Origin of the sequence: Kocuria sp. NPDC057446, from assembly GCF_042802875.1 — a bacterium.
Taxonomy (GTDB): Bacteria; Actinomycetota; Actinomycetes; order Actinomycetales; family Micrococcaceae; genus Kocuria.
The window spans coordinates 1-18,819 of record NZ_JBHVDI010000061.1; the positions used below are offsets into that span (position 1 = coordinate 1).

Genomic DNA, 18,819 nt, shown 5'->3' on the forward strand with positions numbered 1-18,819 from the left:
CGCCCCAGCGGGGCGCCCCCCTCACCGGGCGCGGACGGACCTGCGGGTCAGTAGAACAGCGCGGACGCCCGCATGAGGGTCGCTGTCACTCCGTAGGCGAGCGGGACCCCGACGAGGACCCAGCCCAGTGCCAGTCGTGCACGGGTCATGTCATGCCTCCTTCTCGACGGTCCTGGTCTCGGACGGCGCCGTCTCGGTGTCGGTCGGTGTGGTCCCGCGTTCGGGCTCGTGGTACTTCGCGTCCACCGGGTTCACCAGCAGATTGGCGACGAAGCCGACGACCAGCAGGCCGACCATGGTCAGCAGCGCCGGCTGGTAGGCCTGCGCCGTGAGCTCCCCCGGGGTGCCCTGGGCGTCGAGGAACGCGTTGACGATGAGGGGCCCGGCGACTCCCGCGGCCGCCCAGGCCGTGAGGAGGCGGCCGTGGATGGCGCCCACCTGGTAGGTCCCGAAGAGGTCCCGCAGATAAGCCGGCACCGTGGCGAAGCCGCCGCCGTAGAACGAGATGATGATGAAGGCCAGCAGCACGAACAGCAGCGTGGAGGTCGAGCCGAACAGCGCCAGCACGGTGTAGAGGGCAGCCCCGACTCCGAGGTAGATCATGTAGATGCGCTTGCGGCCGAGGATGTCCGAGGTGGTGGACCACACGAAGCGCCCGCCCATGTTGCCGATGGACAGCAGGCCCACGAAACCGCCGGCCACGGCCACCGTCACGAGGGAGGCGCCGTCCGCCTGGCGGAAGAAGTCCTGGATCATGGGGGCGGCCTGCTCGAGGATGCCGATGCCGGCCGTCACGTTGCAGAACAGCACGATCCACACGAGCCAGAACTGCCGGGTGCGGATCGCGTTGCGCGCCGAGACGTGGTTGCTGGTGACGAGCGCCTTCGACTCGACCTGCGCGGGGTCGAAGCCCTCGGGCTTCCAGTCGGAGGCGGGCACCTTGATCGTGAACGCGCCGAAGAGCATGTACGCGAGGTAGACGACCCCGAGGGTCAGGAACAGCTTGCCGACGGCGTCCCCGCTCGCCACCCAGCCCTCGGTGCCCGAGTTCGGGTCGTAGAAGTTGAGCAGGGCCGCGGACAGGGGGCTGGCGATCAGCGCGCCGCCGCCGAAGCCCATGATCGCCATGCCCGTGGCGAGGCCGGGACGGTCCGGGAACCACTTGATCAGCGTGGAGACGGGCGAGATGTAGCCGATGCCCAGGCCGATGCCGCCGATGAAGCCGTAGCCCAGGTAGACGAGCCACAGCTGGTCGGTGAAGATGCCGAGCGCCCCGACCATGAACCCGCCGGACCAGAGCAGCGCCGCGGTGAACATGGCCCGGCGCGGTCCGCCGGTGTCCACCCACGTGCCGAAGACGGCGGCGGACAGTCCCAGCATGACGATGGCGATGGAGAAGATGATGCCGATCTGGGTGAGGCTCGCGTCGAAGTGCGCCACCAGGGCGTTCTTGTACACGCTGGTGGCGTAGGCCTGACCGATGCACAGGTGCACCGCGAGGGCCGCCGGCGGTATGAGCCAGCGGTTGAATCCCGGTGGTGCCACCGAGTGCTGCCGATCAAGCCATCCCATGCCCCGACTCCTCTTTTGGTCTCTTCGTGTGCGGACGCTGCGCGAGGGGCGTGTCCCGGACGGACCTCGAACGTCCCGGCCCGGCACCCAAGGGTGAAGCATGTCACATCGACGAGAGAACTGCGAAGCAACCTGCCGACCGGCCCCGGATCAGGCAGGCCATCACCCGCGCAGGGACCGCCACGCACGCCGCCAGAAGGCCACGAACCCCTTCTCCGCCACGACCCGCTCGAGCCGCTCGATCTGCCGGGACTGGGCGCGGACCACGTCCAGCAGCTCGTGCGCGAGCTGCTCGGCGGTGTCCAGGCGCCGGTGCAGGGCACCGGCCTCGTCCGCGGCCGCGCGGCGCAGGTACAGCGGCAGGCCGGTCCCGTGCTCCGCGCTCCACTGCCGGAGGTGCCGGTCGCGGACCGCCGCCTCGGCCCGCGCGGCGGCGGTCGCGCCCGCCCGGTCCTGCGGGGCGGGCGGGTGCCCGGGGAGCAGGCCCACGGTGAAGGTCTCGAGGAACCGGAGCACGAACTCCCACCGCTCCGCCGCGCCGAGGGTCTCGTCGTAGTCGCCCAGCACCCCGTGCACCGCCCGCCGGTACAGGAACGGCGCGTCGACCGCGGTGCGGTCGCCGTCCAGCACGTCGGTCAGGCTGATGGTCTCCCGGTCCGGCGGCGCAGGATCCCGTCCCGGCCGGCGGGCCGGGACGTCCGCGCCGGTCGTCGACGGGCCCTCGATCCGCACCACGACCCCGTCGTCGGTCACGAGCGGGTCCTCGAGGTGGGCCACGGCGCGCTGGAGGAGCGTGGGGGGCCAGGCCTGGACCCTGTCGTCCAGGACGACGAACTCGGACTCCCCGGTCCGCAGCCCGCGGTTGGCGGACGCCGCGGGCCCGAGGGCCCGGCGGTGGTGGAGGACCGTCAGGCGCCCCGCGAGCTCGGCGCGGCGCAGCGACATCGGCTCCTCCACCCCGGCGGGCTCACCGCTCTCGTCGACGACGACCAGCCGCCAGTCGGTGAACGTCTGCGCCAGGAGGCCGTCGAGGGCGCACCCCAGGCGGTCCGGGTTGCCCCGGTGCCGCAGCACGACCGCGACGGTCGGCCGTTCCGGCAGCACCTCGGGCACGGCGTACCGGCGGCGCAGGGCGCGGACCACCGGCGCGCCGACCCCGCGCGGGGCGGCACCGGCATCCGGCGCGGACCGTGGCGCCCGCCCACGGAGCGCCCCGGCCACGTCCTCCCACCAGCGGGCTGCCGCGTCCCGGACCACCGGCTCCGCGTCCGCCAGGGCGGCCCGCACGGCCCCCCGGTGCTCCACGGCCTCCGTCGCCCACCGCTGGACAGCCGCCCGGGTGTCCCAGGCCGCGTCCCCCGGGGTGAGCAGGGCCGCCAGGGGCACCGTCCCGTGCCCCAGTCCCCACCGGCCCAGCACACTGTCGATGCCGTCCACGGCATGTCTGTGCGGGGCCACGGGGAGCACGACGGCGCGGGCCGCCAGACCCAGGGCCGCACCGTGGGAGCACGTGGTCAGCATCCAGTCCGCTCGGAGCGCGACGGTCTCCGCCGCACCGGGTGCCGCGAGGGCCCACCGGACATCGTTCCGCAGCCGCGCGGCCACGTCCTCCGCGAACGCCTCGTCCGCGGAGGTGCCCCCGCAGGGCACGAGCGTGACCTCCCCGGCCGTCCGGTGGACCAGGGCGTCCAGGACGGCGGCGAGCACGGCGGCGACCTGCTCCGGCGGAAAGGGCCCGCCCGGCCGTTCCACGGCGGCGACGATCCGCGGTGGCTCCTCCTGCTGCTCCACCGGCTCCTGCCCTGCCGCCGGCTCCTGCTGCTCCCCCGGGCCCGAGTGCGCCCGGTCCTGCTCGAGCCCCTGTCCGTTCGGCCTGGACGGTGCCGCCGGCGTGGTGGGAGGTGGGAGGAGGAGCGCGTGCTCCCAGCCGACGCGCAGGCCGCGGTGCCCGGGGCACAGCCGGCGGGCCACCGCCAGGGACGCCTCGTCCCGCAGACCGACGAGGGACGCCACCGGGAGCAGCCGGCCCACCGCGTCCGCCGGGACGGCGGCGGGGTCGAGGGCGAGTCCGAGGACGACCACGGGGCGGCCGGCCGCCGCGGCCGCCCTCGCCCGGTCGAGCCACGCGGAGAGCCTGGCGGCGGGCCCGGGGGCGTCCGCCGCGAGCTCGACCAGCAGGAGCGCCTCCGCCTCGGGCACGCGCCCGACCGACGCGTCCCCGGGCTCCGCGGGATCCGCGCCGGCCGGACCGTCCACCGGATCCGGGACCGGGTCCGGCGCCGGGTCGACGAGCCGGGCCTCGACACCCCGCAGGGCGAGCTCCGCGAGGAGGGCGCGGAGCTCGGACCGGGCGCCCGGGCGGAGCCCCGCCCCGCCCGTTCCGGTGACGACGTCGACGCGCATGGCGGACCGGGCCTTTCCTCGACGGAAGCGTGCTCCCCCATTCTTCCAGCTGCGCTGCCCACTCCTGTCCCCGGCCGCCGGCGACCGGCTCGTTCCCGCGACGAGGAGGCCGCCCCGCACGGGCGCCGGTCGTCCCGGCACGGGCCCGTCCGAGGGCGTGCGCTGTGCGAAGTTCCAGGTCCGCACGGAATCGCCTTGCCCGCGCGCGGACCGGTCCGCCACTGTGGAGGGACACACCGCACCATCTCCGCCGGCGGCGCCCACCCGGAGGATCCCGTGCCCCGGCGCTCCCACCTCGACCGCAGATATTCCGCAATGGACATATAGCGGTCGACGGCGGGCCGACGTCGGGTCCGGGCCTCCCGCCGCCGGAGTGGGCCGGCGATCCACCGGCCGCGGAGATCCCGCCCACCTCACCGCGGGAGACCTCGAGGAGCCCACCATGTTGAACGCCGCCGTGATCAGTCCACAGCCCATGACGCGCATCGCGATGCAGCGCGAGGCCGTCGAGCACCCCGAGCACGGCGTGCGGGTCAGCGCGGTGGCCGGGACCGTCCCCGACTTCCTGGCCGCGAACCCGGCCGAGGAGATGGTGGTCCTGCTGAGCCTGAACACCCTGGACGGTCGCCACCTCGTGCAGAACGTCACGGACCTGACCGCGCAGGAGCACACCGTGGTCGTGCTCGTGCCCCCGGACGACATCGCCCGCGTCCGGTCCGCGTTCGCCTGCGGGGCGGCCGGCGCCGTGGGCAAGTGGGAGCCGATCAGGACCGTGTTCCGGACCATGCGCCTGTCCCGGCAGCTGGGCCACTTCGTGAGCGACGTGCTCCAGACGGCCCTGGCGGAGCTGCCCAGCAGGGCTCCCGCGAAGCTCTCCGCCCGGGAGCGCCAGGTGCTCGCGCTGTACGTGGACGGACTGCAGGAGCAGGAGGTGGCCGGGCTGCTGCAGATCGCGGAGTCCACGGTGGAGGAGCACCTGAAGCGGATCCGCCGCAAGTACGCCGCGGTGGACCGGCCGGCCCGCACCAAGCTCGAGCTCTACAAGCGGGCCGTCGAGGACGGCATCATCCCTCCGGTGCTGCCGCTCGTCTGAGCGCCGGGTCGCCGCGTCCGCCCCCTGCCCCTTCCACCGCGCCCTTCCACCGCGCCCTTCCACCGCGCCCTTCCACCGCGCCCTTCCACCGCGCCCTTCCGCCGTGGCGCGCCCGGCCGGACGGTGTCGCGACCGTTGCGCCCGGACCGTTGTGCGGCGCCGCGGACGCTCCTACCCTGGAGGAAGCACCATCGCGCGCCGTTCCGCGTCCCCCCGCGCCGGAACACCAGCCCCGGCGGGGCCGAGCGCCCGGACCGCTCCGAGTCCGCCCGGGACCCCTCCGGCACCGCCGACGGCGGTCCGCGCACCGTCGTCGCGCCCGAGCAGCAGCCCGGGGGCGCATGCCCCCGCCACAGGAAGCCAGTCCCATGAACGCCGTGGACCGCGGGGAGCACGAGCACGAGATCGCCCGAGAGCTGGAGAAGCTGAGGACGCGCCTGACCGGCACGCTGGTCGAGCCCGACGACCCGCTCTACGACGAGGCGCGGCGCGTCTGGAACGGCATGGTCGATGTGCGGCCCCGGGCCGTCGTCCGGGCCGGCGCCGTGTCCGACATCGACCCGGTGCTGGCGGCCGCCCAGCACACGGAGCTGCCGCTGGCCGTCCGCGGCGGCGGGCACAACGTGGCCGGCCACGGCACCGTGGAGGGCGGGCTCGTCCTGGACCTCGGCGCGCTGCGACGGGTCGAGGTGGACCCGGGGACCCGGCGGGTGACCGTCGAGCCGGGCGCGACCCTGGCCGACGTCGACCGCGCGACGGTCCCGCACGGGCTGGCGGTGCCCCTCGGCGTGGTGAGCGCCACCGGGGTCGCGGGGCTGACCCTGGGCGGCGGCGTCGGCTGGCTGACCCGCAGCAACGGCCTGAGCCTGGACAACCTCGTGGACGCCGAGGTGATCACCGGGACCCGCGAGCACCTGCACGCCAACGCCGAGCACAACCCGGACCTGTTCTGGGGCATCCGCGGCGGCGGCGGGAACTTCGGCGTCGTGTCCTCCTTCACGTTCCGGGCCCGGGAGCTGCCCCCGTCCGTGCTGGGCGGGAACCTCTTCTACGGGCGCGAGAAGTGGCGCACGGCACTGCGGGCCTTCGCCCGCTGGACGGCCGAGCTGCCGGACGAGATGAACGGCATCACCTCGATCCTCCGGCTGCCGCCCGGCTTCGGGATGGGCGAGGAGCCCTGGCTGATGATCGGCTTCGCATGGATGTCACCCGACCACGCCGAGGGCCTGCGACTGGTCGACCGGCTGCGGGCGGACGCCCCGCCGGACGAGGAGGAGGTCGGCCCGGTGCAGTGGACCGAGTGGCAGTCCGCCATGGACGAGCTCTTCCCGAAGGGTGCGCGCGGCTACTGGAAGAACGCCTCGTTCTCACGCCTGGACGACGAGGTGGTCGACGCCCTGCTCGGGGTGGCCTCGGAGATCACCTGGTTCGGCACGGGCATCGACGTCCACCACATGGAGGGGTTCTTCGGCCGGGTGCCCGCCGGCGCCACCGCCTTCCCGAACCGGTCCGCACGGTACTGGCTCAACGTCTACGGCTTCTGGCCGGACGCCGCCGAGGACGCCCGCCTCACGGCCTTCGCCCGGAAGGCCCACGCCGCCGTGGCGCCGTTCGCCGACGAGGGCCTGTACGTGAACTTCCTCGGCGCCGAGCACGGCCCGGTCACCGCCGAGGCGGCGCGGGAGGCCTACGGGGAGCGGACGCACCGGCGTCTCGTCGAGCTGAAGAACCGCTACGACCCCGGCAACCTGTTCCGGCTCAACCACAACATCCTGCCCAGCGCCGCCTGACGGCGGGCGCGGTCCGGCGGGCCCGCGGTGCGGGGGCCGGGTCCGGGGTCGCGCCGGGCAGATCCGTCAGGGCGCGCCCAGCAGCCGCAGCACCGCCGCGGCGGCCGCCCCCAGCACCACGACCAGCAGGAACGGGGCCCGCAGCAGCAGGGCCGCTCCGGCCACGAGCAGCGCGCCCAGCCGGGCGTCGAGCACCAGCGCCTGGCCGGAGCCGAACGCGTTCATGACCACGAGCGCGGCGAGCAGGCCCACGGTGACGGTGCCCGCCATGCGCCCCACGCGCGGGTCGTCCAGCACCCGGTCCGGCACGAGGTAGCCGACGAGCTTCAGGGCGTAGGCGAGCGCGCAGGCCCCGAGCACCCAGAACCACATGCTCACGCCCCCGCCTCCTTCTCGCCGGGGCCGGAGGCCGCACCGGCCCCGGGCGCGGCCGAGCCGGCGCCGCGGGAGCCGGCGCGGCCCAGGAACGCCGCCACCACGGCGGCCACGAGGATCGGCAGGCCCGCCGGCAGCACGGGGATGGTCAGGGCCGTGACGAGGCCGCAGACCACGGCGACCGCCACGGGCTCCCGGGCGCTCAGCCGCGGCCACAGCAGGCCCAGGAACGCGGCCACCGCGGCGCCGTCCAGGCCCCACCGCGCCGGGTCGCCCAGGGCGTTGCCCAGCAGGGCGCCCAGCACGGTGAACAGGTTCCAGAGCACGAACACGCCCAGGCCGGCGCTCCAGAAGCCCCGGCGCTCCTCCACGGCGTGGACCTGGGAGGAGGCGGTGGCGTTGGACTCGTCGATGGTCACGTGCGCGGCGAGGAGCCGGCGCCAGCCGCGCGGGCGGACCAGGGCGTTCATGCTCATCCCGTAGACGGCGTTGCGAATCCCCAGCAGCGTGGCGGCCCCCAGGGCGGAGGGGCCCGCGCCGCCGCCCGAGACCACGCCGATGAAGGCGAACTGGGATCCGCCCGTGAACATCAGCGCGGACAGGGCGACGGTCTGCCAGAACGTCAGACCCGCCGCCACGGACAGGGCGCCGAAGGAGATGCCGTACAGCCCGGTGGCCACGGCCACCGACAGCCCCATCCGGACCGCCGGGGAGGACCGCCAGTCGACCGGGGCCGCGTGGCTCACGACGCGGCCCCGGGCGCGGACGCGCTCGTGGCCGCGGTCTCCTGCGGCGTGGCCGCGGTCCGGCGCCCCTGGGCGGCGTCGAGCGCGTCCATGGCCTGGACGAGGGCGAGGTGGGTGAAGGTCTGCGGGAAGTTGCCGGTCATCCGCCGCTGCTCGGGCGACCACTCGGTGGCGAGCAGCCCGAGGTCGTTGGCGCGGGAGAGCACGGAGTCCACGAGCTTGCGGGCGCTGTCCGTGCGGCCCGACCGCGCGTACTGGGCGGCGAGCCACAGGGACGCGCCGAGGTGCGGGTTGTCCTGGCCCGGGAAGCCGTCCACCCCGATGACCCCGGCGTACGCGTCGGGGTCATCGGGGTCCACCGGGCCCAGGACGTTGCGGTAGCGGTGGATGAGCCCGCTGGGGTGGCGCAGCTCCTCCTCGATCCGCCGCACGGTCCCGAGCATCCGCTCGTCGTCGTAGGCCACGAAGCCCACCTGCGGCAGCTGCAGCAGGGAGGCGTCCACGGTCTTCGACCCGTAGTGCTGGACGAAGGAGCCGACCTCGGGGTCGTAGCCGCTGGTCCAGATCTCCTCGGCGAGCGCGTCCCGCAGCTGCTCCCACAGCTGCGCGTCGCCGGGCAGCCCGTGCACGCGCACGGCGTCCACGCCGCACTGCAGGGCCGCCCACATCAGCACGCGCGAGTGCGTGTAGTACTGCCGCTCGCCGCGCATCTCCCACAGCCCCTGGTCGGTGACCTCGTAGTTCTCCACGACCGAGCGCAGCATCGCCTGCTGCAGGGGCCACGAGAGGTGGTCCTCCACGGCGCCGCGCCGGCGGAGCTTCTCGAAGACCACCATGACGTGGCCCACGGCGTCGGACTGGTGCTGGCCCGCGGCGCCGTTGCCCTCGCGGACCGGCCGGGAGCGCTCGTAGCCGGGCAGGTCGAGCTGGTGCTCGCGGCCGCGGCGCTCGCCGGCGACCCCGTAGATGTTCTGCAGGTCGTGCGGGTCCCCCGCCACGGCGCGCAGCAGCCAGTTGCGCAGCTGCGCGGCCTCGCGGTCGTGGTCGTGGTCGAGCATGACCTCGAGGGCCATCGCGGCGTCCCGCAGCCACGCGAAGCGGTGGTCCCAGTTGCGCTCCCCGCCCACGACGTCCGGCAGGGACGTGGTGGGGGCGGCCACGAGCCCGCCGGTCTCCTGGTGCATCAGCGCCCGCACCACGAGCAGCGAGCGCCGGACCACGTCCGAGCGCCGGGCCACGGCGTGGCCGCGCACGGGGACGATGTGCACCGGCTCGTCCTCCCCGGCGGCCGGCGGGGAGTACAGACCGGACCAGTCCTGCCACAGCTCCACGGTGCGGGTGAGCTGCTCGTTGACGTCGACGGGCGCCGGGGGCGTGCGGTGGGACGGGAAGTGCGTCAGGACGAAGTCCCGCGCCTGCCCGGCGGAGACGGTGAACGTCCCGCGGTGCCGGCGCTCGTCGTCGTCGTCGGTGGACTCGGGCAGGGGCTCCCCGCGGAGCACGAGGGCGTCCGGGCCGGCCATGGCCACCAGCATGGGCGGCGCGGCGTCGCCCCCGTCCGGGTCCTCCTCCCCCTCGAAGCGGCTGACCCAGGGGACCACGGCGCCGTAGCCGAAGCGCACCCGCAGCTCGTGGTACATCTCGACCTCGCCCGTGAGGCCCTCGACGCGGCGGACCACGTCCGTGCGGGAGGTCAGCGGCAGGAAGTCGGTCACCCGCACGGAGCCGGAGTCCGTGACCCACACGGTCTGGAGCACGAACGTGTTCTCCACGTAGAACCGCTCGGCGACCTGGGCCCCGCTCTCCTCCTCGTCGAGGACCTCGCCGTCCTCCCCCTCGGCGACCGTGCAGGCGGGCGCGAGCAGCCACCGCCCGTGGTCGGGCTCCCCGAGCAGCGCGCCGAAGACCGAGGGGGAGTCGAACCGGGGCGCGCACAGCCAGTCGATGGAGCCGGTGCGGGAGACGAGCGGACCCGTGCGCATGTTCGAGAGCAGGGCGTAGTCCTCGATCAGTGAAGCCATGCCTCAAGATTGGCACATCGCCGCACGGCCGCGGGCCGGGCACTTGAGGTATACCCCCAAGGGGTATAGTCTGACGGCAGGACGACCGAGGAGGACGCATGACCCAGCCGCCGCACGGCTACACCCAGGACAAGGACGCCTACCTCAAGCGCCTGCGGCGCATCGAGGGCCAGGTCCGCGGCATCCACCGGATGGTCGAGGAGGACAAGTACTGCATCGACATCCTCACCCAGGTCTCCGCGATCCAGTCGGCGCTCAGGGCCGTGAGCCTCGGCCTGCTGGACGAGCACCTGAACCACTGCGTGGTGGGCGCCGTCGAGGCCGCCCAGGCGTCCGGGGACGTCGCCAGCGTGGACGACAAGCTCCAGGAGGCCTCCGCGGCCATCGCCCGCCTGCTCAAGAGCTGACGCGCCCGGCGGGCGACTCCGCCCGAGCGCCCCGCAGCACGCCCCCCGTCGAACCCACCGCACCGAACGAGTCCGGGCGCACCCCGCCGGACGCACCCCACCGAACCCCCGAGGAGACCATCGTGCAGACCACCGTCAACGTTTCCGGCATGACCTGCGGCCACTGCGTCAGGTCCGTCACCGAGGAGCTGGCCGAGCTGGAGGGCGTCGAGTCCGTCGACGTCGACCTCGTGGCCGGCGGGGTCTCCCCCGTGGTCGTGACCTCCACCCGCGAGCTGACGGAGGACGAGGTCCGGGAGGCCGTCGAGGAAGCGGGGTACACCGTTGCCTGAGACCCGCGCTCCCGTCCTCACCGAGGTCGCCGGGCCCCTGCGCACCCTCGAGCTCGGGATCACGGGCATGACGTGCTCCTCGTGCGTCAGCCGGGTCGAGAAGAAGCTCGGCAGGCTCGAGGGCGTGGACGCCTCCGTCAACCTCGCCCTGGAGACCGCCACCGTCCACGTGCCCGCGGGCGTGAGCGACGAACAGATCGTCGAGACGGTCGAGCAGGCCGGGTACGGGGCCGTCCTGCGGAACGCGCCCGGGGACGACGACGACGCCGCGGACCGCTCCGGCGCCATGGCGAGGGTCGCCGGGCGCGAGGCGTCCTCGCTGCGCTCCCCCGGGTCCCTGCGCCGGCGCCTGCTGGTGGCGGCCGCGCTGTCCGCCCCGGTGTTCGCGATCTCCATGCTGCCCGGGTTCCAGTTCCCGCACTGGGGCTGGGTGGTGGCGGTCCTGAGCCTGCCGGTCGTGACGTGGGCGGCGTGGCCGTTCCACCGCTCGGCGGCGATCAACGCCCGGCACCTGACCTCCACCATGGACACCCTCGTGTCCCTGGGCGTGTCCGCCGCCTACCTGTTCTCGCTGTGGAACCTGCTGCGCGAGCCCGGCATGACGGCCGGCGCGATGCTCGGCCACGCGATGGACATGAGCGGGCACCAGCTCTACTTCGAGACCGGCGCCCTCGTCACCGCGTTCCTGCTGCTGGGCCGCTGGCTGGAGGCCCGGGCGAAGGCCCGCTCCGGGGAGGCGCTGCGCGCGCTGCTCGAGCTCGGCGCGAAGGACGCGGTGGTCCTGCGGGACGGCGTGGAGACGAGCGTGCCCGCGGAGCAGCTGCGCCCGGGGGACCTGGTGGTGGTGCGCCCCGGCGAGAAGATCGCCGCCGACGGCGTGGTGGTGGACGGCCGCTCGGCCGTGGACACCTCGCTGCTCACCGGGGAGTCCCTCCCGGTGGAGGTGGAGGTCGGCGACACCGTCACCGGCGCCACGATCAACACCAACGGCCGCCTGCTGGTCGAGGCGACCCGCGTGGGCGCCGACACGACCCTGGCCCAGATGGGCCGGATGGTGTCCCGGGCACAGGCGAGCAAGGCCCCCGTGGCCCGGCTGGCCGACCGGATCTCCGGGGTCTTCGTCCCCGTCGTCCTCGTGGTCGCCCTGGCCACGCTGGCCGGCTGGCTGCTGCTGACCGGGGACGTGCACGCGTCCTTCGTGGCCGCGGTGTCCGTGCTCGTCATCGCCTGCCCCTGCGCCCTCGGCCTGGCCACCCCCACGGCCCTGCTCACCGGCACGGGGCGCGGCGCGCAGCTGGGCATCCTGATCAAGGGCGCCGAGGTGCTGGAGGACACCCGCACCGTGGACACCGTGGTGCTGGACAAGACGGGCACGGTCACGAGCGGGCAGCTGTCCGTGGCCGCCGTGACGCCCGTGGCCGGGTACTCCCGGGACCAGGTGCTGGACCTCGCGGCCACCGTGGAGCAGCACTCCGAGCACCCCATCGCGCGGGCCGTGGCCGCGGCCACCCCGCACCGGTTCCCGGTCTCCGGGTTCGTCTCGGCCCCCGGCGGCGGCGTCCGCGCGCACGTGGCGGACGGGATGCACTCCCGCTCGGTGGTGGTCGGGCGCACCACGTGGCTGGCCGAGAACGGCGTGAGGCTGGACGCCGCCCGGCTCGAGGCCCTGCGCCGCGCCCAGGAGGGCGGGTTCACCACGATCCTCGTGGCCGTCGACGGGGCCCTCGTCGGCTTCGTCGACCTGCGCGACACCGTCAAGGACGACGCCCGCGAGGCGGTCACCCGGCTCAAGGAGCTGGGGCTGCGGCCCCTGTTGCTGACCGGGGACAACGAGCCCGTGGCACAGGCCGTCGCCGCGCAGGCCGGCATCGCCGCCGAGGACGTCGTCGCCGACGTCAGCCCGGAGGGCAAGGTCGCGGTGGTCCGCGACCTGCAGGACGACGGCCGCGTGGTCGCCATGGTGGGCGACGGCGTCAACGACGCCGCGGCCCTGGCGCAGGCCGACCTCGGGATCGCGATGGGCGCCGGCACGGACGCGGCGATCGAGGCAGCGGACATCACGGTGGTGCGCAACGACGTCGGCTCGGTGCCCACGGCCATCGCCCTGTCCCGCCGGACCCTGTCGACCATCAAGTCGAACCTGTTCTGGGCCTTCGCCTACAACACGGTGGCCATTCCCGTGGCGGCCGCGGGGCTGCTCAACCCCGTCATCGCGGGCGCCGCCATGGCCTTCAGCTCCGTGTTCGTGGTGCTGAACTCCCTGCGGCTGCGCGGCTTCGGCCGCTGAGCCCACCGCGCACCACGACGTCCCGGACACCGCGACGCCCCGGGGAGAACCACGGTCCTCCCCGGGGCGTCGCGCGTTGCGCGGACGGCGTCAGGCGCCCGCCTGGCCGGGGTCGACCGGGCTGTCCTCGTTCTCCTCGAGCTCGGGCACCTCGGTCTTGTGGTCCTCCTGGGCCACGTCCGTGGGGTCCTCGCCGGGGCCGTCCTCCTGCTGGTCGGCCATCTTCTGCTGGACCTTCCGCTCGAACTCGTCGTCGCCCTCGGTGGGCGGTTCCGGCTGCTCGCTCATGCTGGTTCCCGTCGTCCGGTCTCGAGCAGGGCGCGGGGTCCGGCCCTGCTGCACAGGTGCCGTCCCAATCTACCGAGCGGGCGGGCCGCCCGGAATCCCGGGCGGACGTCCGGTCCGGGCGGGTCGCGGTCTCAGGCGCGCGGGGCGGGGCCGTCGTCGCCCGCGGCGTCCACCGGGCCGGCGCCGTCGGCGGACCGGCGGCCGAGGAGGTCCTCCCCCTCGGTGTCGGGCCGGACGCGCTGGCCGAACTCGGCCTCGCCGGGGGGCTGTGCGGCGGCCTGCCGGCGGGCCCGGGCCTCGGCGTAGAGCTTGGCCGAGGAACGGTTGACGCCCGTGCCCGTGCCCAGGTGGGGGTCGTTGGGCTTCTCGACGATCATCAGCGTGGCGCTGATCACGAGCGACACGATGAACACGATGCCGGCGGCGATGAAGGCGAGGTCCAGGCGCAGGGCGTTGTCCGTGCCGCCGCTGGCGAAGATCCCCACGGCCACGAACGCGACCGCGGCGAGCGCGGCGGACAGGATCAGGGGGCCCTTGACGTCGGCCCGGAAGCCGCCTCTCGAGCCCTTGCGCTGTGCCACTGGTCCTCCTCGTGAGCTGATGTCCCCGGCGGGCCGGGGCCTGCCGTGCGGTAGCCCAGTCTACGCGGTCCCGGCGGGGGCCCGTCCCCGGCGGTCCTCGTGCCGGAGGGTGAGGGCGGCGATCAGGTGAGTGACGCCGATGACCACCGCGGCGGCCCCCACGACCCCGAAGAGCGCCTTGGCACCGAGGTCCACCACGAGCACGAGGCCCGTGGCGGCGAGGACCGTCACCAGTCCGGCGATGGTCCAGTCGCGGCCCAGCGGGAAGGTGGTGCGGAACTTCAGCCCGAGCGCCAGCTCCGTGAGACCGGCCAGGCCCATGATGGACGCCGCGTAGACCACGAGCCACGCGGGGGTGTCGGCGCCGAGGATCGTGAAGACCCCGCCCAGCAGGTACAGCACGCCGTAGGACTGCGGGATCTGGCGGGTGGGGCCCATGTCCACGGAGTCGTTGCCGTTCAGCCGCAGCTGCAGGAGCACGCTCGCCGCGCCCGTGAGCACGAGGTAGAGCCCCACGCCCCAGGCCACCACGGGCAGAGTGGGTTCCTGCCAGAACACGGTCACGGCGCCGAACACCAGCGCCACGAGCGCACGCAGCAGCGTGGGCGCGAACAGGTCGCGGTGGATGCCGGTGCTCGGGTCGGGGTTCACGGGGCGCCTCTCTTCGGAGCGTGCTGCGGGGGCCCCCGGGGCGGAGGCCCCCGGGGCACGGGCCAGTCTATCGACCGGATCCGCGCCCGGGCGCCGAGAGCACCCCGGCCAGGACCGCGAGGGCGTCCGGCAGGGCGTCGCCCTCCGCGGCGGCACCGGTGGCACCGAAGCCGACGACGACGCCGCGGCGGCCGCCGCGCGCCCCGTGCGCCCAGTACGAGCCCAGTGCCGCCACCCGCACGCCCGCGGCCGCGGCGCGCTCCACGACGTCCTGCTCCGCCAGCGGCACCTCCCCGGTGAACTCGAGGACGGCGTGCAGGCCCCCGTCCATGGGCACGGCCCGCACCCCCCGGACCCCGGCGAGGGCCGAGCTGAGCAGGTCCCGCCGGCGCCGGTACTCCCGCCGCATCCGGGCGGTGTGCCGGCGCAGCCCGCCGTCGGCCAGGAAGCGGGCCATGGCCTCCTGGGCCACCGCGGAGGCGGGGTTGCCCAGGTCCGTGCGCAGCCGCAGCAGGTCCTCCCGGAGCGCGGGCGGGGCCAGCAGGTAGCCGACTCCCAGCCCGGGGGCCAGAACCTTGGTGAAGGAGCCCAGCGTGGCCACGTGACCGCCGGTGCCGAGCAGCCGCCCGGGGACGGGCGGCTCCGGGACGGCGCCCGGGGCGTGGTCGAGGGAGGACAGCGCGGGCAGCGGCTCGCCCACGTAGCGCAGCTCGGAGTCGTAGTCGTCCTCCACGATCAGCGCGTCGTGGGCGCGCGCCCAGCCGAGCAGCTCGAGCCGGCGGGCGGCGGGCATCGACGCCCCGAGGGGGTACTGGTGGCTGGGGGTGACGACCACGGCGTCCGGGGACCGCTCGATCTCCCACTCCCCCGGCCCGGCCCACGCGCCGGACGGCAGCCGGGCGGGGTCCAGCCCCTGCTCGTCGATCGGCACCGGCAGCACCTCGTGGCCGAGCCGCTCCGGCACCCGGCGCAGCGAGGGGTAGCCCGGGTCCTCGACGGCCACGCGCAGACCGCGGCCCGCGTGGCCGCCGAGCACCGCGAGCAGCAGCTGGAGCCCGTCCCGCGCGCCCGCCGTGACGAAGAGGTCCTCGGGGTCCCGGACCACGCCGCGCATCAGCCGCAGGTGCTCGGCGATCTGCTCGCGCAGCGCCTCCGAGCCCTGGGGCGGGGGCGCGCCGGTGCCGGCGGCGGCCGCGGCGTCCCGCCAGGCCGCGCGCCACTGCGGGGTGGCCAGCCGGCCGGTGTCCGGGCGGCCGGGCGTGAGGTCGATCATGGGCCGCTCCCGGGGCCGGCGCCGCGGCGCCGCGGGCGGGCGGGGTCCGGGCCTGGCCGCCGGGGGCTCCGTCCGGGAGCGGGCCAGATCGGGGTGGACCACCGTGGCCCCGTTGGTGGCGTGCAGGTAGCCCTCGCCGTGGAGCTGGTCGTAGGCCGTCACCACGGAACCTCGGGAGATCCCCAGCCGGGCGGCGAGCCCGCGCGTGGAGGGCAGCGCGTCCCCGGGCCGCAGCGCCCCGGAGACCACCAGCTCCCGCAGCTGCTGGACGAGCTGGGCGGGCAGCGGCGCGGGGTCGGAGCGGTCCACGCGCACCGGCAGCTCGACGTCGTTCGGGTGCCGCACGGGGCCGCTCCTCGTCTCCCGGGAATTCAAATGGTCCAACAGATTCTATCGATGGTGGACCTGTCGGTGGACCACTTCCGGGCCCAGGATGGACCCCATGACCGATCTGCAGACCACCCCTGCCCAGAACCCCGCCGGCACCGCCGACCGCGCCACCGTCTCCGGCGCGACCCCGCTGACCGGCTCCCCGCTCGTCAAGCGCGGTCTCGCCGACATGCTCAAGGGCGGCGTGATCATGGACGTCGTCACGGCCGAGCAGGCCCGCATCGCCGAGGACGCCGGCGCCGTGGCCGTCATGGCCCTCGAGCGCGTGCCGGCCGACATCCGCGCCCAGGGCGGCGTGGCCCGCATGTCCGACCCCGACCTGGTCGAGGGCATCCAGGCCGCCGTCTCCATCCCCGTCATGGCGAAGGTGCGCATCGGCCACTTCGTGGAGGCGCAGGTGCTCGAGCACCTGGAGGTCGACTACATCGACGAGTCCGAGGTCCTCTCCCCCGCCGACTACGTCAACCACATCGACAAGCAGCGCTTCACCGTGCCGTTCGTGTGCGGGGCCACCAACCTGGGCGAGGCCCTGCGCCGGCTCGCCGAGGGCGCCGCCATGATCCGCTCGAAGGGCGAGGCCGGCACCGGCGACGTCTCCGAGGCCACCAAGCACATCCGCACCATCCGCGGCCAGATCGCCGAGCTGCAGGCTCTCCACGCGATCTCCCCCGACGCCCTGTACGTGAAGGCGAAGGAGCTCGCGGCCCCCTACGACATCGTCCTCGAGGTGGCCCGCACCGGGAAGCTGCCGGTCGTGCTCTTCACCGCCGGCGGCGTGGCCACCCCGGCGGACGCCGCCATGATGATGCAGCTCGGCGCCGACGGCGTGTTCGTGGGCTCCGGCATCTTCAAGTCCGGCAACCCCGCCGCCCGGGCGCAGGCCATCGTGAAGGCCACCGCCTACTTCGACGACCCGGAGAAGATCGCCGAGGCCTCGCGCGGGCTCGGCGAGGCGATGGTCGGCATCAACGTGGGCGACCTGCCGGCCCCGCACCGGCTCGCGGAGCGCGGCTGGTGACCTCGGCGCCCCGCGTCGGCGTCCTCGCCCTGCAGGGCGGGGTCGCCGAGCACGCCGCGATGCTGCGGGAGCTGGGCGCCGAGCCCGTGCTCGTGAAGACCGCCGAGCAGCTCGCCGGGCTGGACGCGCTCGTCCTGCCCGGCGGGGAGTCCTCCACCGTGGACCGGCTGCTGCGCCTGTTCGGGCTGCGGGAGCCGCTGCGGGACGCCGTCCTGGGCGGGCTGCCCACGCTGGGCACGTGCGCCGGGCTGATCCTGCTCGCGTCCGGCATCGAGGACCCCGCCCCCGGCCAGCAGACCCTCGAGGTCCTGGACGTCACGGTGGCGCGCAACGCGTTCGGCCCCCAGACGGCCTCCGAGGAGGTCGCGCTCGCCTGGGGCGAGGACGGGGACGTGGTGCGCGCGGCCTTCATCCGCGCCCCCGCGGTGACCCGCGTCGGCGAGGGCGTCGGGGTCCTCGCCCGGCACCGGGGAGAGGTGGTCGCGGTGGCGAGCGGCACCGTCGTCGGCATCTCGTTCCACCCGGAGCTGACCGGGGAGACCACGGTGCACCGGCACCTGCTCTCCCTCGTGGCGGCCCGGCGCGGGATCCCCGCCTGACCGGCTCCGTGCGGGCCGGTCAGTAGCTGCCGGACGCCCCGCCGCCGGTGAAGCCGCCGCCGCCGCCGAAGGAGGACCCCCCGCCCTGCCCGTCCCCGCCCGTGCTCGCGCTCGAGCCGCCGGAGTACAGCCCCGGGTTCGCGAGCCAGAGGGGCAGCCACACGACGGGGTCGGTGACCGCGTCGTCCTTGCGGTGGTGGTAGCGGTACGTCCGGTACGCCGTGCGCTGCTCCTCCGTGAGCCGCAGCCGCGGGTCGCGCTGCTGCGCGGCCCGCAGCTCCTCGTCGGCGATCCGGCGGCGCCGGCGCAGGTCCGCGGCGATCCACCACGCCACCAGCACGCCGAGCAGGCCGACGCCGCCCGCGACCCAGCCGAGCAGGGCCCAGTCGAAGGGCTCCCGCGGCGGCTCCCCGCCCCGGGCGTAGAGGTGGATCCGGTCCACGGCCTCGCCCAGACCCTGGGCGTAGCGCTCGTCCGCGAAGGCCGGCGCCAGCACGTCCGCCACCACCCGCTCCGCCTCGTCGTCCGAGAACCGCTCGCGCACCCCGTCCGCAGACTCGATCCGCAGCTCCCGGTCCCCGGTGGCGGCGACCACCAGCACGCCGTTGTCCGCCCCGGCGTCTCCCACCTCCCAGGCACCGGCGACCTCCCGGGCGTAGTCCTCGATCGACCCGTCCGCCTCCGTCACCGTGAGCACGGCGACGCGCGCGGCGTCCGAGGCGGCGTTGCGGTCCTCGATCAGGGCGTCGAGGTCCCGCTCCTGCGCGTCCGTCAGGACGTCGGCGGAGTCCAGGACGTTGGACCCCTCGGGCCGCTCGGGGACCGCCACCGGGCCCGAGCACCCGGTGAGCGCGGCGAGGACCAGTCCGGTCGCGGCGAGTGCTCTGCGGTCCACGGTGCGCTCCCGTCCGTCCGCGGCCGGTCCGCGGGCTCGGTCCTAGGATGACCCGCCGGCACCGGCCGGCGGATCCGCCCGCAGGGGGAGCCCCCGCC

Annotated in this window: 17 protein-coding genes; 7 read left to right on the plus strand and 10 right to left on the minus strand. The window is 75.0% G+C overall.

Features of this window, described 5'->3' with window-relative positions; translation table 11 throughout:
- Positions 1 to 150: 150 nt before the first annotated feature.
- Positions 151 to 1,572, minus strand: a complete 1,422-nt coding sequence (locus ACFU0Y_RS09335) for an OFA family MFS transporter (protein ID WP_380214202.1) — start codon at positions 1,570 to 1,572, stop codon at positions 151 to 153.
- 162 nt (positions 1,573 to 1,734) lie between these two features.
- Positions 1,735 to 3,975 carry a glycosyltransferase family 2 protein gene (locus ACFU0Y_RS09340; RefSeq protein WP_380214203.1) on the minus strand — a complete coding sequence of 747 codons (2,241 nt, stop codon included), beginning with the start codon at positions 3,973 to 3,975 and terminating at the stop codon, positions 1,735 to 1,737.
- 442 nt (positions 3,976 to 4,417) lie between these two features.
- On the opposite strand from ACFU0Y_RS09340, the gene ACFU0Y_RS09345 reads away from it, so the two are divergent.
- Together ACFU0Y_RS09345 and ACFU0Y_RS09350 are read left to right on the plus strand one after the other, a co-directional pair.
- A complete protein-coding gene (locus ACFU0Y_RS09345) occupies positions 4,418 to 5,068 on the plus strand; it encodes a response regulator transcription factor (protein WP_380214204.1) in 651 nt (216 codons plus the stop codon).
- 368 nt (positions 5,069 to 5,436) lie between these two features.
- The gene (locus ACFU0Y_RS09350; protein ID WP_380214205.1) at positions 5,437 to 6,858 is read left to right on the plus strand and encodes an FAD-binding oxidoreductase; all 1,422 of its coding nucleotides are present in this window, start codon (positions 5,437 to 5,439) and stop codon (positions 6,856 to 6,858) included.
- Between the two features lie 66 nt (positions 6,859 to 6,924).
- Here the strand turns inward: ACFU0Y_RS09350 and ACFU0Y_RS09355 are convergent, their stop codons facing one another.
- From ACFU0Y_RS09355 to ACFU0Y_RS09365, 3 genes are read right to left on the minus strand one after another with little or no spacing between them, the layout of a single operon-like run.
- Positions 6,925 to 7,236, minus strand: a complete 312-nt coding sequence (locus tag ACFU0Y_RS09355; RefSeq protein ID WP_380214207.1) for an AzlD domain-containing protein — start codon at positions 7,234 to 7,236, stop codon at positions 6,925 to 6,927.
- A complete protein-coding gene (locus tag ACFU0Y_RS09360; RefSeq protein ID WP_380214220.1) occupies positions 7,233 to 7,931 on the minus strand; it encodes an AzlC family ABC transporter permease in 699 nt (232 codons plus the stop codon). The genes ACFU0Y_RS09355 and ACFU0Y_RS09360 overlap by 4 nt, the downstream gene beginning before the upstream one ends.
- A gap of 44 nt (positions 7,932 to 7,975) precedes the next feature.
- Positions 7,976 to 10,000, minus strand: a complete 2,025-nt coding sequence (locus ACFU0Y_RS09365) for a glycoside hydrolase family 15 protein (protein ID WP_380214209.1) — start codon at positions 9,998 to 10,000, stop codon at positions 7,976 to 7,978.
- Positions 10,001 to 10,098: 98 nt separating this feature from the next.
- On the opposite strand from ACFU0Y_RS09365, the gene ACFU0Y_RS09370 reads away from it, so the two are divergent.
- The 3 genes from ACFU0Y_RS09370 (at position 10,099) to ACFU0Y_RS09380 (ending at position 13,026) form a co-directional block, all read left to right on the plus strand.
- Positions 10,099 to 10,407, plus strand: coding sequence for a metal-sensitive transcriptional regulator (locus ACFU0Y_RS09370; protein WP_380214210.1), 309 nt, complete (start codon positions 10,099 to 10,101; stop codon positions 10,405 to 10,407).
- A gap of 122 nt (positions 10,408 to 10,529) precedes the next feature.
- Complete coding sequence (locus ACFU0Y_RS09375) at positions 10,530 to 10,739, plus strand: heavy-metal-associated domain-containing protein (RefSeq protein WP_380214211.1); 210 nt, start codon at positions 10,530 to 10,532, stop codon at positions 10,737 to 10,739.
- Positions 10,740 to 10,806: 67 nt separating this feature from the next.
- Positions 10,807 to 13,026: a heavy metal translocating P-type ATPase gene (locus ACFU0Y_RS09380; protein WP_380214221.1), complete on the plus strand. Its 2,220-nt coding sequence runs from the start codon at positions 10,807 to 10,809 to the stop codon at positions 13,024 to 13,026.
- Between the two features lie 90 nt (positions 13,027 to 13,116).
- Here the strand turns inward: ACFU0Y_RS09380 and ACFU0Y_RS09385 are convergent, their stop codons facing one another.
- The 4 genes from ACFU0Y_RS09385 to ACFU0Y_RS09400 all read right to left on the minus strand — a co-directional run bounded on the left by ACFU0Y_RS09385 (position 13,117) and on the right by ACFU0Y_RS09400 (position 16,164).
- Positions 13,117 to 13,314 (minus strand): hypothetical protein, encoded by a 198-nt coding sequence (locus ACFU0Y_RS09385; protein WP_380214212.1) that lies wholly within the window; start codon positions 13,312 to 13,314, stop codon positions 13,117 to 13,119.
- Positions 13,315 to 13,445: 131 nt separating this feature from the next.
- Entirely contained in the window at positions 13,446 to 13,895 is a 450-nt protein-coding gene (locus ACFU0Y_RS09390; protein ID WP_380214213.1) for a hypothetical protein, read from the minus strand.
- A gap of 60 nt (positions 13,896 to 13,955) precedes the next feature.
- Positions 13,956 to 14,546, minus strand: a complete 591-nt coding sequence (locus tag ACFU0Y_RS09395) for a DUF308 domain-containing protein (RefSeq protein ID WP_380214214.1) — start codon at positions 14,544 to 14,546, stop codon at positions 13,956 to 13,958.
- Positions 14,547 to 14,613: 67 nt separating this feature from the next.
- Positions 14,614 to 16,164, minus strand: coding sequence for a PLP-dependent aminotransferase family protein (locus tag ACFU0Y_RS09400; RefSeq protein WP_380214215.1), 1,551 nt, complete (start codon positions 16,162 to 16,164; stop codon positions 14,614 to 14,616).
- Between the two features lie 97 nt (positions 16,165 to 16,261).
- Between ACFU0Y_RS09400 and pdxS the strand changes: the two genes are divergently transcribed.
- Both pdxS and pdxT read left to right on the plus strand, forming a co-directional pair.
- A complete protein-coding gene (pdxS, locus tag ACFU0Y_RS09405; RefSeq protein WP_380214216.1) occupies positions 16,262 to 17,227 on the plus strand; it encodes a pyridoxal 5'-phosphate synthase lyase subunit PdxS in 966 nt (321 codons plus the stop codon).
- Positions 17,224 to 17,826: a pyridoxal 5'-phosphate synthase glutaminase subunit PdxT gene (gene pdxT, locus ACFU0Y_RS09410; protein WP_380214217.1), complete on the plus strand. Its 603-nt coding sequence runs from the start codon at positions 17,224 to 17,226 to the stop codon at positions 17,824 to 17,826. The genes pdxS and pdxT overlap by 4 nt, the downstream gene beginning before the upstream one ends.
- A gap of 19 nt (positions 17,827 to 17,845) precedes the next feature.
- Here pdxT and ACFU0Y_RS09415 read toward each other — a convergent pair whose 3' ends face one another.
- A complete protein-coding gene (locus ACFU0Y_RS09415) occupies positions 17,846 to 18,721 on the minus strand; it encodes a TPM domain-containing protein (protein WP_380214218.1) in 876 nt (291 codons plus the stop codon).
- Positions 18,722 to 18,819 lie beyond the last annotated feature (98 nt).